Origin of the sequence: Lentzea sp. NPDC051213 (assembly GCF_044455585.1) — a bacterium.
GTDB lineage: Bacteria > Actinomycetota > Actinomycetes > Mycobacteriales > Pseudonocardiaceae > Lentzea.
Window position 1 is genome coordinate 1 of sequence record NZ_JBITEX010000007.1, and the last position, 15,518, is coordinate 15,518.

General features: G+C 70.4%; 15 protein-coding genes and 1 rRNA gene. 15 read left to right on the plus strand and 1 reads right to left on the minus strand.

Annotated elements, in window-relative coordinates; genetic code table 11:
- From rrf to ACIA8G_RS28650, 13 genes are all read left to right on the plus strand, one after another.
- Positions 1–93 (plus strand): 5S ribosomal RNA (gene rrf / locus ACIA8G_RS28590); the annotation flags it as partial.
- Between the two features lie 91 nt (positions 94–184).
- The gene (locus ACIA8G_RS28595) at positions 185–2,878 is read left to right on the plus strand and encodes a hypothetical protein (RefSeq protein ID WP_396421773.1); all 2,694 of its coding nucleotides are present in this window, start codon (positions 185–187) and stop codon (positions 2,876–2,878) included.
- The gene (locus ACIA8G_RS28600; protein ID WP_396421774.1) at positions 2,875–3,669 is read left to right on the plus strand and encodes an HAD-IIA family hydrolase; all 795 of its coding nucleotides are present in this window, start codon (positions 2,875–2,877) and stop codon (positions 3,667–3,669) included. The genes ACIA8G_RS28595 and ACIA8G_RS28600 overlap by 4 nt, the downstream gene beginning before the upstream one ends.
- A 5-nt stretch (positions 3,670–3,674) precedes the next feature.
- Positions 3,675–3,842, plus strand: a complete 168-nt coding sequence (locus ACIA8G_RS28605; protein ID WP_396421775.1) for a hypothetical protein — start codon at positions 3,675–3,677, stop codon at positions 3,840–3,842.
- A 6-nt stretch (positions 3,843–3,848) separates the two neighbouring features.
- Positions 3,849–4,649 carry a TlyA family RNA methyltransferase gene (locus ACIA8G_RS28610; RefSeq protein WP_396421776.1) on the plus strand — a complete coding sequence of 267 codons (801 nt, stop codon included), beginning with the start codon at positions 3,849–3,851 and terminating at the stop codon, positions 4,647–4,649.
- Entirely contained in the window at positions 4,646–5,542 is an 897-nt protein-coding gene (locus ACIA8G_RS28615) for an NAD kinase (RefSeq protein WP_396421777.1), read from the plus strand. The genes ACIA8G_RS28610 and ACIA8G_RS28615 overlap by 4 nt, the downstream gene beginning before the upstream one ends.
- 80 nt (positions 5,543–5,622) lie before the next feature.
- Positions 5,623–7,404, plus strand: coding sequence for a DNA repair protein RecN (gene recN / locus ACIA8G_RS28620; protein ID WP_396421778.1), 1,782 nt, complete (start codon positions 5,623–5,625; stop codon positions 7,402–7,404).
- 573 nt (positions 7,405–7,977) lie between these two features.
- Positions 7,978–8,565, plus strand: a complete 588-nt coding sequence (locus tag ACIA8G_RS28625; RefSeq protein ID WP_396421779.1) for a hypothetical protein — start codon at positions 7,978–7,980, stop codon at positions 8,563–8,565.
- On the plus strand, positions 8,558–9,313 hold the full coding sequence (locus ACIA8G_RS28630) for a hypothetical protein (protein WP_396421780.1): 756 nt from the start codon (positions 8,558–8,560) through the stop codon (positions 9,311–9,313). The genes ACIA8G_RS28625 and ACIA8G_RS28630 overlap by 8 nt, the downstream gene beginning before the upstream one ends.
- Positions 9,310–9,741, plus strand: a complete 432-nt coding sequence (locus ACIA8G_RS28635) for a hypothetical protein (RefSeq protein WP_396421781.1) — start codon at positions 9,310–9,312, stop codon at positions 9,739–9,741. The genes ACIA8G_RS28630 and ACIA8G_RS28635 overlap by 4 nt, the downstream gene beginning before the upstream one ends.
- Positions 9,738–10,190 carry a hypothetical protein gene (locus ACIA8G_RS28640; protein ID WP_396421782.1) on the plus strand — a complete coding sequence of 151 codons (453 nt, stop codon included), beginning with the start codon at positions 9,738–9,740 and terminating at the stop codon, positions 10,188–10,190. The genes ACIA8G_RS28635 and ACIA8G_RS28640 overlap by 4 nt, the downstream gene beginning before the upstream one ends.
- A 63-nt stretch (positions 10,191–10,253) precedes the next feature.
- Entirely contained in the window at positions 10,254–11,438 is a 1,185-nt protein-coding gene (gene steA, locus ACIA8G_RS28645; RefSeq protein WP_396421783.1) for a putative cytokinetic ring protein SteA, read from the plus strand.
- Positions 11,435–12,373, plus strand: coding sequence for a copper transporter (locus tag ACIA8G_RS28650; protein ID WP_396421784.1), 939 nt, complete (start codon positions 11,435–11,437; stop codon positions 12,371–12,373). Before steA ends, ACIA8G_RS28650 begins: the two co-directional genes overlap by 4 nt.
- On the opposite strand, the gene ACIA8G_RS28655 is transcribed toward ACIA8G_RS28650, so the two are convergent.
- Positions 12,370–13,032, minus strand: a complete 663-nt coding sequence (locus ACIA8G_RS28655) for a hypothetical protein (RefSeq protein WP_396421785.1) — start codon at positions 13,030–13,032, stop codon at positions 12,370–12,372. The two genes, ACIA8G_RS28650 and ACIA8G_RS28655, sit on opposite strands and share 4 nt — an antisense overlap.
- A 177-nt stretch (positions 13,033–13,209) precedes the next feature.
- Between ACIA8G_RS28655 and ACIA8G_RS28660 the strand changes: the two genes are divergently transcribed.
- Both ACIA8G_RS28660 and ACIA8G_RS28665 read left to right on the plus strand, forming a co-directional pair.
- Positions 13,210–14,892, plus strand: coding sequence for a CTP synthase (locus ACIA8G_RS28660; protein ID WP_396421786.1), 1,683 nt, complete (start codon positions 13,210–13,212; stop codon positions 14,890–14,892).
- Complete coding sequence (locus ACIA8G_RS28665; RefSeq protein ID WP_396421787.1) at positions 14,889–15,509, plus strand: NUDIX domain-containing protein; 621 nt, start codon at positions 14,889–14,891, stop codon at positions 15,507–15,509. The genes ACIA8G_RS28660 and ACIA8G_RS28665 overlap by 4 nt, the downstream gene beginning before the upstream one ends.
- The last annotated feature ends 9 nt before the right edge of the window (positions 15,510–15,518 follow it).

A 15,518-nucleotide genomic window follows, 5' to 3' on the forward strand; every position in this document is an offset into this window, starting at 1 on the left:
ACACCCGGTCCCATTCCGAACCCGGTAGTTAAGCCCTTCTGCGCCGATGGTACTGCACTGGTTACGGTGTGGGAGAGTAGGTCGCCGCCGAACTTTACTTCCCTGAAGGGGCTTGTGATGCGGGGCACAACAACAGTGCTCAGATCACAGGCCCCTTTCAGCGTGTCCATAGTAGGAGGAATTGGTGTCTAGGTTCGGGGATCGTCCCGGCGACCGTCAGCGTGGCCAGGGAGACCGACCGCGCCGTTCCGAGGGTGGCCGTCCGGCAGGCGATCGAAAGTTCAGCAGCAACCGCAGCGACAACAAGAGCGGCAACTTCCAGCGCAACGAAGGCTCCGGCGACCGCCCCCAGGGCGGCGACCGCCGAGACGACCGCGGCAGTTCCGGCTCCGGTGACCGCAACTTCCGCGGTGACCGTCGAGACGACAACAACCGCACCGGCTCTCGTAACGAGGGCTCCGGCAGCCGTGGCGGCTACCGCAACGACCGCTCGGGTGACCGTCCCGGTTCCCGCAGCGAAGGTTCCGGCGATCGCGGTGGTTACCGCGGTCAGGGTTCCAGCGACCGTGGCGGCTATCGCGGCCAGGGCTCTAGTGACCGCGGTGGTTACAAGGGTTCGAGTGACCGTGGTGGCTCCAGCGATCGTGGCGGGTTCCGCTCGGACCGTTCGGGTGACCGTCCCGGTTACCGGGGTCAGGGTTCCAGCGATCGTGGTGGGTACCAGCGTTCCGAGGGTTCCGGCGATCGCGGTGGTTACCGTGGCCAGGGCTCTAGCGACCGTGGTGGCTTCCGCTCCGATCGTTCGGGTGACCGTCCCGGTTACCGCGGCCAGGGTTCCAGCGATCGTGGTGGCTACCAGCGTTCCGAGGCTTCCGGCGATCGCGGTGGTTACCAGCGTTCCGAGGGTTCCGGCGATCGCGGTGGTTACCGCGGCCAGAGCTCCAGCGACCGTGGCGGCAGCCGTGGCCAGGGTTCCAGCGACCGTGGCGGGTACCGCGGCGGCGAGCGCTCGGACCGTGGTGGCTACCAGCGTTCCGAAGGTTCTTCCGACCGTGGCGGCTTCCGGTCCGACCGCGGTGATCGCGGCGGCTCAAGCGACCGCGGCGGCTCAAGCGACCGCGGCGGCTCAAGCGACCGCGGCGGCTTCCGCCGTGATGACCGCTCGAGCGACCGCGGTGGCTACAAGGGTTCGAGCGACCGTGGTGGGTCCAGCGATCGTGGCGGCTTCCGCCGTGACGACCGCTCGGGTGACCGTCCCGGTTACCGCGGCCAGGGCTCGGGCGACCGCGCCGGCAGCCGTTCCGAGGGTTCCGGCGACCGCGGTGGCTACCGCGGTCAGGGCTCCAGTGACCGTGGCGGCTTCCGCAGCGACCGCTCGGGTGAGCGTGGTGGCTACCAGCGTTCCGAGGGTTCCGGCGAGCGCCGCGACTCCCGTAGCGGTGACCGTCCCGGCTACCGCAGCGACCGTTCCGGTGAGCGCGGCGGCTACCAGCGTTCCGAGGGGTCGAGCGATCGTGGCGGTTACCGCTCCGACCGCGGTGGCTCCCGCAGCGAGGGTTCCGGCGATCGCGGTGGCTACCGCGGTCAGGGCTCCAGCGACCGTGGCGGCAGCCGTGGCCAGGGTTCCAGCGACCGTGGCGGCTACCGCCGTGACGACCGCTCGAGCGACCGCGGTGGCAACCGCAGTGACCGTGGCGGTTACCAGCGCGACGACCGTGGGACCTCGCGTCCTGCGAACCCGAGCGACGACCGTCGTGACGAGCGCAGCCGCGAGCGTGCGGCGCGCTTCCAGGAGCGGCAGGCCGAGCAGGAGCCCGCGAACCAGAACGACGTCGACGCCGTCGACCAGGATGCGGCTGCCTCTGACGTGACCGCCGCCGGCGAGGGTGCTGCCCCCGCGCGCGCTGGTTACCGTCTGGGTGACGGCGCCGCGGCGACGCGCGCTGCTGCGGCTCGTGGCGAGGATGACGACGCTGACGCCGCCTCCATTGACGAGCAGAGTGCTGACGCCGCCTCCGCTGACGTGCAGAGTGCTGACGCCGACCACGCTGTTGACGCCGACGACTCCGATAACTCGGACGACGAGCGTGACTCCGACGACGAGCGCGACTCGGACGAGGTCCAGAGCGACACCGCGGACGACAGCCAGGCTGTTGCGGCCGGCGACGAGCCCGACGACGCCCCCGCCCCCCGTGGCGGCCGTCCCGAGCTTCCCGAGGAAGCCGACCTCTCGGCGCTCGACCCCGAGATCCGCGCCGAGCTCCGCAGCCTGCCCAAGGGCCTCGCGGAGATCGTCGGCCGGCACCTGGCCGCGGCCGGGCTGCTGATCGACGAGGAGCCGGAGCTGGCGCTCGAGCACGCCCGGTACGCGCGCAGCAAGGCGGCGCGTGTGGGTGTCGTGCGGGAGGCCGCAGGGCTGACCGCTTACTTCGCGGACGAGTGGGCCGAGGCTCTCAGCGAGCTGCGGGCCGCGCGCCGGATGATGACCGGACCGGGCCACCTCGCGATCATGGCGGACTGCGAGCGGGCGCTCGGCCGGCCGGAGCGGGCCATCGACCTGGCCAAGGACCCGGCGGCCAAGGACCTCAGCCAGGAGGACGAGATCGAGCTGCGGATCGTCGCGGCCGGTGCTCGCCGGGACATGGGGCAGCTCGACGCGGCCGTCGTGTCGTTGCAGGGTCCGGATCTCGATCCGGGGCAGCGCACGCCCTACTCCGCGCGGCTCTTCTACGCTTACGCCGACAACCTGGCCGCGGCCGGTCGGATCGAGGAAGCGGTCAAGTGGTTCCTCAACGCCGCCGAGGCTGACGACGAGGGGGAGACGGACGCCGCCGAGCGCGCGTTCGAGCTGACCCAGGAGGAGACCGCGCAGCAGTGAGCGAGACGTTGGTCGACAGGTACGACGCGTTGCTGATCGATCTCGACGGCACCGTGTACCGAGGGTCCGAAGCCGTGCCTGGTGCCGCCGAGGCGATCGCCGAAGCGAGAAAGCACGGCGTCGGGATCCGGTTCGTCACCAACAACGCATCTCGCTCGCCGCAGGCGGTCGCTGATCACCTCGTCGATCTCGGGTTCGAGACGAGCATCGACGAGGTGAGCACGTCGGCGCAGGCAGGTGCGGCCATGGTCGCCGAACGCCTGCCCAAGCGCTCCAAGGTCCTCGTCCTGGGCACGAAAGCGCTCCAGGCCGAGGTGCTCAAGCGCGGCCTCACGCCGACGGACTCGGCAGAAGGCGCTGTGGCGGTGCTGCAGGGCCTGAGCATGGACCTCGGCTGGCGCGAGCTGGCCGAGGCCGCCGTGGCCATCCGCACCGGCGCGCTGTGGGTGGCGTGCAACGTCGACGCCACCCTGCCCACCGAGCGCGGCCTGTTGCCCGGCAACGGGAGCCTGGTCGCGGCGCTGAAGACCGCCACCGACACCGAGCCGCTGGTCGCCGGCAAGCCCGCCACCCCGCTGCTGCAGCAGGCGGCGAAGGAGCTCGGCGCGAACCGGCCGCTCGTCATCGGCGACAGGCTCGACACGGACATCCTGGGCGCGGTCAACGCGGGGATGGACTCGCTGCTTGTGCTCACGGGTGTATCCACCGAAGAAGAGGCGCAAGCGCTTCCGGAAGAGCTCCGGCCCACGTATGTCGGCGCGGACCTGTCGGTACTCCATCGGCTACCGTAAGACCCGTGAGCTATCCCATGCCCGGACCGCCGCCCAACCCGGCTGACGCCATCGATGGCGCGCTGGCGAGGCTCGACGGGCTTGAGAACGTTCCCCTCGACGAGCACGTGGCGCGGTTCGACGCCGTGCACGCGACGCTCACCGACGCACTGTCGAGCATCGACAAGGTGTGATGCACAGTGCCTCGCAGGGTGCGGCTCGATGCCGAACTCGTGCGCAGGGGGCTCGCCAGGTCCCGTGAGCACGCCAGCCAACTCGTCGCGGACGGCCGCGTCACGGTGCGCGGCACCGTCGCGACGAAGCCCGCGACCGCCGTGGAGACCTCCGACGCGGTCGTCGTGAAGGACCTCTCCAACGACCCGAACTGGGCGTCGCGGGGCGCGCACAAGTTGATCGGCGCGCTGGACGGCTTCAAGATCGATCCTGCGGGCCGGCGTTGCCTGGACGCGGGCGCATCCACTGGCGGTTTCACCGACGTGCTCCTCAGGAAGGGCGCACGTCAGGTCGTCGCCGCGGACGTCGGCAGAGGGCTGCTCGACTGGAAGCTGCAGACCGACGACCGGGTCGTCGTGAAGGACAAGACCAACGTCCGCGCCCTCACACCCGAGGACATCGGCGGAAAAGTTGAACTCGTCGTAGCGGATCTTTCGTTTATCTCGTTGAGGCTTGTGCTTCCCGCACTGGCCGCGTGCCTCGACGAGGAAGGCGACCTGCTGCCGATGGTCAAGCCGCAGTTCGAGGTCGGCAAGGAACGTCTCGGCACCGGTGGTGTCGTGCGTGACCCGGAACTGCGCGTCGAAGCCGTGCTCGACGTGACCAAGGCGGCCGGGGAACTGGGTCTGGCGGTGCGGGGCGTCGTCGCGAGCCCGCTGCCCGGCCCGTCCGGCAACGTCGAGTACTTCCTCTGGCTGCGGCGCGGCGAACCCGCTGACGCCGTGGAGATGGTGCGCTCCGCCGTGGCAGAAGGGCCCCAGAATTGAGTCAGCGGGAAATCCTGCTGGTCGTCCACACCGGTCACCAGAGCAACATCGATCTCGCCCGTCAGGTCGCCGGCCGTCTCGCGGTCGGTGGCGTCACGACGAGGGTGCTCGACGACGAGGCGCGTGACCTCGGTCCGCAGTGCTGCACCAAGGTCGTGCCCTTCGACGACAAGGCGGCGGAGGGCACCGAACTCGTGCTGGTGCTGGGCGGTGACGGCACGCTGCTGCGCGGTGCCGAACTCGCCCGCCCGGCGCGGGTGCCGGTGCTCGGCGTGAACCTCGGCCGCGTCGGCTTCCTCGCCGAGGCGGACTCGGACGCGTTGCACGAGGCCGTCGGCCACGTCCTGGAGCAGGACTACTTCGTGGAAGAGCGGATGACGCTCGACCTCATCGCGAAGGTCAACGGCGAGATCGTCGCGGAGACCTGGGCGCTCAACGAGATCACCGTCGAGAAGCTGATCCGCGAACGCATCCTCGACGTCGTGGTCGAGGTCGACGGCCGGCCGGTGTCGGCTTTCGGCTGCGACGGCGTCATCTGTGCGACGCCGACGGGCTCGACGGCGTACGCGTTCTCCGCGGGCGGACCGGTCGTGTGGCCGGACGTGCAGGCGATCCTGGTGGTGCCGAGCAACGCGCACGCGTTGTTCTCGCGGCCGCTGGTCGTCTCGCCGAAGTCGCACGTGGCGTTCGAGATCGATCCGGCGGGCCACCCGGCCGCGCTGTCCGCGGACGGGCGGCGCACGTTCGAGCTGCCGGCCGGCGCGCGGATCGAGATCGTGGAGGGCGAGGTGCCGCTCAGGGTCGTGCGGCTGCGCCAGGCTCCGTTCACCGATCGGCTGGTCGAGAAGTTCGCCCTGCCGGTGAAGGGATGGCGGGGACCATCGGCAGGTTGATCGCGCCGCTCGGTGCGTCGGCACTGGCTCGCTATGGTGCCCGCGGAGAATTGTCGGACCCGACAAGTAAGGTTCGCCCTGTGCTGGCCGAGATGCGCATCAATGGCCTTGGCGTGATCGACGAGGCCACCCTTGAACTCGACCCCGGATTCACCGTAGTCACCGGTGAGACGGGCGCGGGCAAGACCATGGTCGTGACCGGGTTGCACCTGCTCGGCGGTGGCCGTGCGGAGGCATCGCGGGTGCGTACCGGAGCCGACAAGGCTGTCGTGGAGGGCCGTTTTCAGGCCCCTGCGGGCAGCCCGGCCGCGAAGGTGGCCGAGGAGGTCGGCGGCGAGCCGGACGAGGACGGTTCGCTGATCGCGATCCGCACCGTCGGCTCCGACGGTCGTTCGCGTGCCCACGTCGGCGGCCGCTCCGTGCCGGTCGGCGTGCTGTCCGAGCTGGCCGATCAGCTGATCGCCGTGCACGGCCAGAACGACCAGCTGCGCCTCATGCGCCCGACCGAGCAGCGTGCCGTCCTGGACCGCTTCGCGGCGGACGACGTGGCCGAGCCGCTGCGCGAGTACCAGCGCATCCGCGACGAGTGGCTGCGCGTCTCGTCGGAGCTTCGTGAACGCACCGAGCGTTCACGTGAGCTCGCCCGCGAGGCAGACCTGCTGCGGCACGGCCTGGCCGAGATCGACGCCGTCGACCCGAAGCCGGGCGAGGACGTCGAACTGCACGACGAGGCCCGCCGCCTGGCCGACGCCGACCAGCTGCGCGAGGCCGCGTCCGGTGCCCAGTACGCCGTGTCGGGTTCGCTGGAGGGCGACCCGGACAACCCCGGCGCGCTCGGCCTGATCTCCGAGGCCGCCCGGCGCCTCTCCACCTCCGAGGACCCGCGCCTGCGCGAGATGGAACCGCGTCTGGTCGAGGCCGCGACCCTGCTGGCCGACGTCGGCGCCGAGATCTCCGGCTACCTCGACCACCTCGAGGCCGATCCGGGCAGGCTCGAACAGGTGCTGCAGCGTCAGGCCGAGCTGAAGGCCCTGACCCGGAAGTACGCCGCGGACATCGACGGCGTGATCACCTGGGCGAACGACGCCCGCACCCGCCTGGGCGGCCTCGACACCTCCGAGGAAGCCCTGACCGCGCTGGCCACCCGCCGCGACGAGCTGGCGGTCGAGCTGGCCGGCCTGGCCGAACAGGTCACCGCCGCCCGCGTGGAAGCGGCCGCAGACCTGGGAAAGGCGGTGACCGAGGAGCTGGACGGCCTCGCGATGCCGCACGCCTCGGTCGAACTGGCCGTCCGCCCGCGCCACGCCGAGTCCGGCGACGCGCAGGCGCTGCCCGTCGGCCGCTCGGTGCTGCACGCGGGTGCCTCGGGCGTCGACGAGGTGGAACTGCGCCTGATCTCGCACCCCGGCGCCCCCGCGCTGCCGGTGCACAAGGGCGCGTCCGGCGGCGAACTCTCGCGCGTGATGCTCGCCCTCGAAGTCGTGCTGTCCCACTCCGACCCGGTGCCGACCCTCGTCTTCGACGAGGTGGACGCCGGCGTCGGCGGCCGGGCAGCGGTCGAGGTGGGCCGCCGCCTCGCGCGCCTGGCTCGCTCGCACCAGGTGATCGTCGTGACGCACCTGCCCCAGGTGGCTGCGTTCGCGGACCGGCACCTGGTCGTGGACAAGTCCGCGGACGGCACGTTCACGCGGTCCGCGGTGCGGCGCCTGGACGACACGCAGCGCGTGGTCGAGCTGGCCCGCATGCTGGCGGGCATGGACTCGACCGACACGGGCCGCGCGCACGCCGAGGAGTTGCTGGCGGCGGCCAAGTCGGACAAGTCGTCGGCTCCGGTGGTGCGGCGCCGCAAGAAGAAGGCCTGACTGCGCTAATCCGTCCGCCCTCGTCACCGGCATGCCTTGTATGGCTTGATGGTGGTGAGGGCGGCGGCGTGTCTGGTGCTCCTCCTGGCGTGGGTGCGGCGTGGGTGGCGTGACCGGTGCCCTTCCTGGCCTGGGCGCGGCGGGGGGTGGCGGCGTGCCTGATGTTCCTTCTAACGAGGGTGCGGCGGCGTGTCTGGTGCTCCTTCTAGCGTGGGCGTGGCCGGGAGCGGCGGCGTGACCGGTGCCCCTCCTGGCCTGGGCGTGGCGGGGTTTGCGGGCGTGCGCGGCGGAATGCGGCAACACGATCGAGTGATTGCCGTCCTGATCCAGGCCTGGCGGCGTCTGTACAGATGTCCGGATCTCATGGTCATCTCATCCGCAAATATGGAAGCGCGGGGGTGCGGCAGTGTTTGCTGACAACCGGCCCGGCACGCCAGGCGATGCCCGGCGGTGAGCAGGGAAGTCCGCCACGTCCAGCGCCGCTGTAACCGCCCAGGTTCGGCATGATGGGAACGTGACCGAGTCTCGGTCAGCGGACGCACACGGTGGTGCGGTGGAAGGTGGACTGGCTCAGTGACCACGCGCCGGGTGTTCGGGGCGGTGCTGGTGTTCGTCGCGGCCGGGCTGGCGGTGGCGGCGACGTTCTTGGCCGCCTACTCCGTGCAGGCCGATCTCGCGGGGCGGACGCTGCGGTTCGAGGCCACGTCGTGGGACATCGTCGAGGACGACTTCCGCGGTGCGCTGCAGCTCGCGCCGATCGAGTTCGCGGAGCCTGCTGTGGGGGCGGCGCTGGTGATGGCGTTGTCTGCGGCGCTTGCGTTCTGGCAGCCCGCGGCGCGGGTCGGGACGTTGCTCGGGGCCGGGGTGCTGGTGGGCGCGGCCTGGTCGGCGGTCGGGACTTTGCAGGGAACTGTGAAGCGGCTTGCGGGGCTTGAAGTGCCGGTGCCCCTTGACGTCCAGCAGGGGGACGGGGTCACCCTGCTGATCGTGGCGGCCGGGGTGGCGGTCGTGTCCGCTGTGCTGCACCAGGAGTTGCCGCGGGCCGTCAGGCGTGAGGGTGCCGCGGGCGGTGCGGTGATCCACCAGATCGACGACGAGGCGGACAACACCGAGACGCCGCCGTACGGATTTCCTGTGATTGTGGAGCCGAAGAGTGATTGATCGCCGGAAAGTCGCCATGGTCCTGTTGCTGGTGGGGGCCGGGCTGGCGGCCGTCGCGAGTTTTCAGGACACCTACAAGACCGTCTACCGCGACCGCGACTTCGGGCAGGAACAGACGATCTCCACCACGTTGTGGATCATCACGTCGGACATGCCGGCCAACAACGATCGAACCGCCTACTTCGCGGCCGGCTGGCCGGTGATGATCGCCGTCATCGTCATGGTTCTTTCGGTGGTGCTGATCGCGCGGGACAGGACAGCGCATGTCGGCCGTCCCTTGGCCGTGGGGGCGGCGGGGGCGTTGGCGGGGAGCGTGTTGTTCTACGTTCTTCAGCTCGAGCGGGTGAAAGCGATCTTGGCGGAGTGGGGGTCGGTGGGGAGCCAGTCGCAGGAGCTCAACTACCTCACCGGGAGCTACCTGCTGGTCGGGGCGGCGATCATCGGACTGGTCGGTGCCGCGCTCGCGCAGCAGAGGCAACAAGTGCAGCCGGAAGTAGACGATGACGAAGAAGAAGAGGTGGTCGTGCACCAGCTCGGCAACGACGACGACACACCGCCGTTCGGGATCGCGATGCCGCCCCAAGACGAGTACACGCCGCCCCAAGACGAGCTCATCTCGCCCCACGACGAGCCGATCCCGCTGCACGATGAGCTCATCCCCTTGCACGACGAGCAGCCGCCGCTCGACATCGACCAGCCGCTGCTCCCCACCGACCAGCCGCCCCACCCCGAACAGGAGAAGCGGTGATCGGCAGACCAACCGCCGTGGCCCTGATCGCGGCCGGCGTCGTGCTGACCGCGACCGCGATGGTGCTGCCGTGGTACTCGACCGCGTACGCAGGCAACGTCGAGGTCGTGGTCAGGGCCTGGGGCACAGAGGTCCTGAACAAGCCCGGCGACTGGCCCGCGGGGGATCTGTCGCCCTGGTACGGCATCCCCATCGCGGTCACGGCCGCCCTCCTCGTCGCCGGCATCTGGATCACGAGGGCGGCACTGGCCGGAGCCGCGGCCCAGCTCGGCGCGGTCGGCATCACCGCGGCGCTGGTCGTGTCGGAGCGCGGCCACGCGGTCGAGCAGCAGGGCGACTTCGCGATCGGCTTCGGGCTGCTGTTCCTCGCGATCGGCACGCTGATCGCGCTGACCGGCGCCATCGCACTCCAACGGGAGCCGGCATGAAACTCCCCGGCAGGAAACTCCTGAGCGCGGCACTGCTCGTCATCGCCGCCGCGGCCGCGACCACGGCGACGTTCCTCCCCCTGTCGGAACTTCTGATCCGCCTCGCCCCGGACCAGCCGCAGACGGAGTTCGTCACCACCGGCTGGCGCACCCACTTCGGCGCCACGACCGACGAGCACGGGCCGTTGTTCGCGATTCCGATCATCGCGGCCGCGCTGACCGTCCTCATCGGTGTCCGGTGGCGCAAAGTCGCATTCGCCGGAGCGGCGGCGCTTGCGGGCATCACCGGAATGCTGTTCGTCTATTTGCTGAACGCGATCAGCTTCCACAAAGCGGGCAACATCACCATCGATCCCGGCCTCGAAGCCGGGTTCGGCAACGGGATCTGGGTCCTGCTCGCGGCGGTCGTCGCGGCGTTTGGAGCCGTAGTAGTTCACCCCGACGACTGACCAGCGCAAATCGCCCGGCGTGCCTCACCTGTCGCGTGCGCACCGTGAGTCACTATCGGACGTATGAAGCTTTCCGGGTTGCTGAGCCGCACCAACCACGAACTTCCCGGTGTCACGGGCGTCGCGCGGGTCGATCGGCGTGCCAGTGACCTGGTGCGGCGCGTCAGTCCCGGTGACGTCGCCGTTCTCGATCTCGTCGACCTCGACCGGCGGACCGCGGAGGCCTTCGTCGCCGCCGAGGTCGTCGGTGTCGTGAACGCTTCTCCGTCGATTTCCGGCAGGTTTCCCAACCTGGGGCCGGAACTGCTGATCGAGGCGGGCATTCCGCTGATCGACAACGTCGGCGCCGCCGCGCTGCGGGAGATCAAGGAAGGCACCAAGCTCCGGTTGCACGAAGGCGTCGTCTACGCCGGGGAACGCGAGCTCGCGAAAGGGATCGAGCAGAACGCGGAAAGCATCGCCGACGCCATGATCGAGGCGAAGGCCGGCATGTCCGCGCAGCTGGAGGCCTTCTCCGCCAACACCATCGAGTTCCTGCGCCGGGAACGCGCGCTCGTGCTCGACGGCGTTGGGGTGCCCGAGGTGTACGTGCCGATGCGCGACCGGCAGGTGCTGGTCGTCGCGGGTGGACCGTCGCACGCCGAGCAGTTGCGCAAGCTCCGCAAGTACATCCGCGAGTACCGGCCGGTGCTGATCGGTGTCGACACCGGCGCGGACACGCTGCACGACGCCGGGTACAAGCCGGACATCATCGTCGGCGACCCCGACGGCATCGGCACCGCGTCACTGCGTTCGGCCACCGAGGTGGTCGTGCCCGCGCAGACCGACGGGCACGCGCCCGGCCTGCAGCGGATCCAGGACCTCGGGATCGGCGCGGTGACGTTCCCCGCCTCGGGCAACGCGGAGGACCTCGCGTTGCTGCTCGCCGAGGCGCACGGGGCTTCCCTGGTCGTCACGGTGGGGCTGCGCGCGACGTTGCGCGAGTTCCTCGACCGCGGGCACTCCGGTTCCAACCCCTCCACGTTCCTCACCCGGTTGAAGCTCGGCAGCAAACTCGTCGACGGGGAGGCCGTCGCGACCCTGCACCGCAGCCGGGTTTCGCTGGGCGTGATCGTCCTGCTGGTGTCCGCCGCCATCGTCGCCATGGTGGCGGCGCTGGGGGTGTCCGGCGTCGGTCACGTCTACGTCGACATCGTGGTCGACGGCTGGCAATCCGTCGTCAACTGGTTCAAGGGGTTCTTCTCGTGATCACGCTGCGCTACCACATAGTTTCCATCACCGCGGTGTTTCTGGCGCTCGCGGTGGGGGTCGTGCTGGGGTCGACCGCGATCAGCGGGCGGCTGTTGTCCGGGTTGAGCGACGAGCGGAACTCGTTGGCACAGCAGGTGAACGACCTGCAGAACGACCGCAACGCGTTGAACGCCAAGCTGTCCGAGGCGGACAAGTTCGCCGCGTCGGTCGGGCCGCTCGCGGTGAAGGACCGGCTCACCGACCGCACGGTCGTGCTCGTGACCACTTCGGACGCTCGTCCGTCCGATCGGGACGCGCTCACCGGACTGCTGAAGTCCGCGGGAGCGAGCGTCACCGGCGAGATCCAGCTGACCGACGCGTTCGCCGACCCGTCGCGCGGCGACCAGCTGCGCGACCTCGTGGCCCGGCTGCAGCCCGCGGGGTCGCAGCTGCCGACGGCCGGTGACCCCGGCACCCGCGCCGGTGGCCTCTTCGGCACGTTGCTGCTGCTCAACCCGTCCAACAACCAGCCGCAGGCGACCGCGGACGAGGCGGCCTCGGCGCTGGCCGGGCTCTCCAACGCGGGCTTCGTGAAGGCGACGTCCGGCGTGAAGCCCGCGCAGCTCGCGATCGTGCTGACCGGTGGGGCCGCGATCGGTGACTCCGCCGCCGACCGGGCCTCCACCATCGCCCGGTTCGCCACCCAGCTCGACCGCGCGGGTGCCGGTGCCGTGCTGGCCGGCGCGAACGGATCGGCGAACGGCACCGGCGCGATCGGTGTGGTCCGCGCGGACACCAACGCGACGTCCATCTTGTCCACGGTGGACAACTCCGACACCCCGGCAGGCCAGGTCGTCGTGGTGATGGCGCTGCGCGAACAGCTGGAGGGCCGCTCCGGCCGCTACGGCGTCGCGGGCAACGCCGAGGCGTCTTCGCCGGGCACGGCGGGCTAGTCGGTCCGCCACGGGCCGGGGAGCGTCGTCAGCAGGACGTCGAGTGCTTCCCGGCTGCGGGTCCTCGCCCACAGCCAGTCGCGGTGGTCGTCGCGCAGGATGATGTCCGGGCCCGCGAACCAGCGCGTGCCCGGACCGGTCTGCGGGATCGCGACACGGGTGTACCGGGCTTCCAGCGCGATGACGGCGTCGTCGTCGAGCTCCCGGTCGACGGTCTCGTCGCCGGCGAACAGCGACTCGGAGAGCACCAGCTCCGCGCAGGCGGTGGAGAAGCTCGGCAGCCACGGTTGCCAGCCCACGTTCCCCCAGTGCCGGAACACGGCCTCGGGATCGGTGCCGTCGAGCTTCACACCCCAGGACATGACGCCCTGGTTGTCGGTGCGGAACACGAGCACGTCCCCGTCGAGGCTCAACTCCGACGGCGTGAGCAGCCGGTCCTGGTTGCTCGTCAGGTCCGGACGTCTGCCGAACAACGCGTAGGCCTCGCGAAACGCCAGGGGGAGCCGGACGCCGAGCCGGTCCTCCGCGGCATCGAGATCGGCCTGGTTCCAGCCGTCGGCCGCTTCCAGCGGCTCTGCCCACTCGGCCGCGAAACCCTCGATGAAACGCCACGCCGCTGGACGGCCGTGCACAGCGTTCCCTGCCACGTCGAAGGTCACGTGACCACGATTCCTGATGCCGGGCCGTGCCGGGCGAGTTCGGGGAAACCCCTCACTGCGCCGATCGGGTGATGTGATCTGCCGGGTCGTGGTGCGCTGAGTGACCGTCGGCGTGTTAGCGTTATGGCCCGTGGATAGGGGGATTCGGCCCCCACGATTTTCACGGGAGCCCCGTTGGTGCAGCAGGCACGTACGACCAAGCACGTCTTCGTCACCGGAGGCGTCGCCTCCTCGCTCGGCAAGGGCCTGACGGCCTCCAGCCTGGGCCAGCTGCTCACCTCGCGCGGCCTGCGGGTAACGATGCAGAAGCTCGACCCGTACCTGAACGTGGACCCCGGCACGATGAACCCGTTCCAGCACGGCGAGGTCTTCGTGACCGACGACGGCGCGGAGACGGACCTCGACATCGGGCACTACGAGCGGTTCCTCGCGCGGGATCTGAGCGGCGACGCGAACGTCACCACCGGCCAGGTGTACTCCGAGGTCATCGCCAAGGAGCGCCGCGGTGAGTACCTGGGCGACACGGTCCAGGTCATCCCGCACATCACCGACGAGATCAAGCGCCGCATCCGCGCGATGGCCGAGCCGGACGCCGACGGCGTCACCCCGGACGTGGTCATCACCGAGGTCGGCGGCACCGTCGGTGACATCGAGTCGCTGCCGTTCCTCGAGGCGTGCCGCCAGGTCCGCCACGACGTCGGCCGCGACAACGTCTTCTTCCTGCACGTCAGCCTGGTGCCGTACCTGGCGCCGAGCGGCGAGCTGAAGACCAAGCCGACTCAGCACTCGGTCGCGGCGCTGCGCAACATCGGTATCCAGCCGGACGCGATCGTGTGCCGCGCGGACCGGGAGATCCCGGACGCGCTCAAGCGCAAGATCGGCCTGATGTGCGACGTCGACACGGACGCGGTCGTCGCGGCCGTGGACGCGCCGTCGATCTACGACATCCCGAAGGTGCTGCACTCCGAAGGCCTCGACGCCTACGTCGTGCGCCGCCTCGGCCTGCCGTTCCGCGACGTCGACTGGACGGTGTGGGGCGACCTGCTGGACCGGGTGCACAACCCGTCGGAGACGGTGAAGATCGCGCTGGTCGGCAAGTACGTCGACCTGCCGGACGCCTACCTGTCCGTCACCGAGGCGCTGCGTGCGGGCGGTTTCGCGCACCGCGCCAAGGTCGAGATCAAGTGGGTGCCGTCGGACGAGTGCCAGACCCCGGAGGGCGCGGCACGCGCGCTGTCCGGCATGGACGCCGTGCTGATCCCCGGCGGGTTCGGCGTTCGTGGCATCGAAGGCAAGATCGGCGCGCTCAAGTACACCCGCACGCGCGGTGTGCCGACGCTGGGCCTGTGCCTCGGCCTGCAGTGCATGGTCATCGAGGCCGCGCGCAACCTCGCGGGCATCGAGGACGCGAACTCCAGCGAGTTCGAAGAGGGCGGTGCACCGGTCATCTCGACGATGGCCGACCAGGAGGACGTGGTCTCCGGTCAGCGCGACATGGGCGGCACGATGCGCCTCGGCGCGTACATCGCGAAGCTCACGCCGGGTTCGGTGGTCGCTTCGGCGTACGGCTCGACCGAGGTCTCCGAGCGCCACCGCCACCGTTACGAGGTCAACAACGCCTACCGCGGCAAGCTCACCGACGCGGGCCTGGTCTTTTCCGGGGTGTCGCCGGACGGCCGCCTGGTCGAGTTCGTCGAGCTACCGGCCGACGTGCACCCGTTCTACGCGGCCACGCAGGCGCACCCCGAGCTCAAGTCGCGTCCCACGAAGCCGCACCCGCTGTTCGCGGCGTTCGTGAAGGCCGCGATCGACTACCGGATCGCCGACCGCCTCCCGCTGACGGCCGGAGCGTCCAAGTGACGTCCAGGCACGACTTCCGCACGGTCTCCAGCGAGGACGTGCACGTCGGACGGGTCGTGGCGCTGCGGATCGACGACGTCGAGATGCCCGGCGGCGGCACGGCCAAGCGCGAGATCGTCGAGCACATGGGCGCGGTCGCGGTCGTGGCGCTCGACGCCGCGGGCGAGGTCGTGCTGATCCACCAGTACCGGCACGCGCTCGGCAGGCACCTCTGGGAGCTGCCGGCCGGCCTGCTCGACCACGACGGCGAGGAGCCGGTCATCGGCGCGCGCCGGGAGCTGGCCGAAGAGGTCGGGCTCGACGCGGCGCGCTGGGAGACGCTGGTCGACGTGGCCGCGTCGCCTGGCTTTACCGACGAGGTCGTGCGCGTGTTCCTGGCGCGTGACCTGTCCGATGTGGAGCGTGAGGTGCAGAGCGAGGAGGAGGCGGATCTGGAGATCCACCGCTTCCCGCTCGACGAGGCCGTGCGGATGGTGTTCGCCGGCGAGATCGTGAACGCGTCGGCGGTCGCCGGGCTCATCGCGGCCCGCGAGGTGCTCGAAGGCCGGGCAGAGCCGCGGCCGGCCGATGCGCCGTTCCGCGACAAGCCGACCCGGTTCGCCGCGCGCAAGAAGTAAGTTGGACCG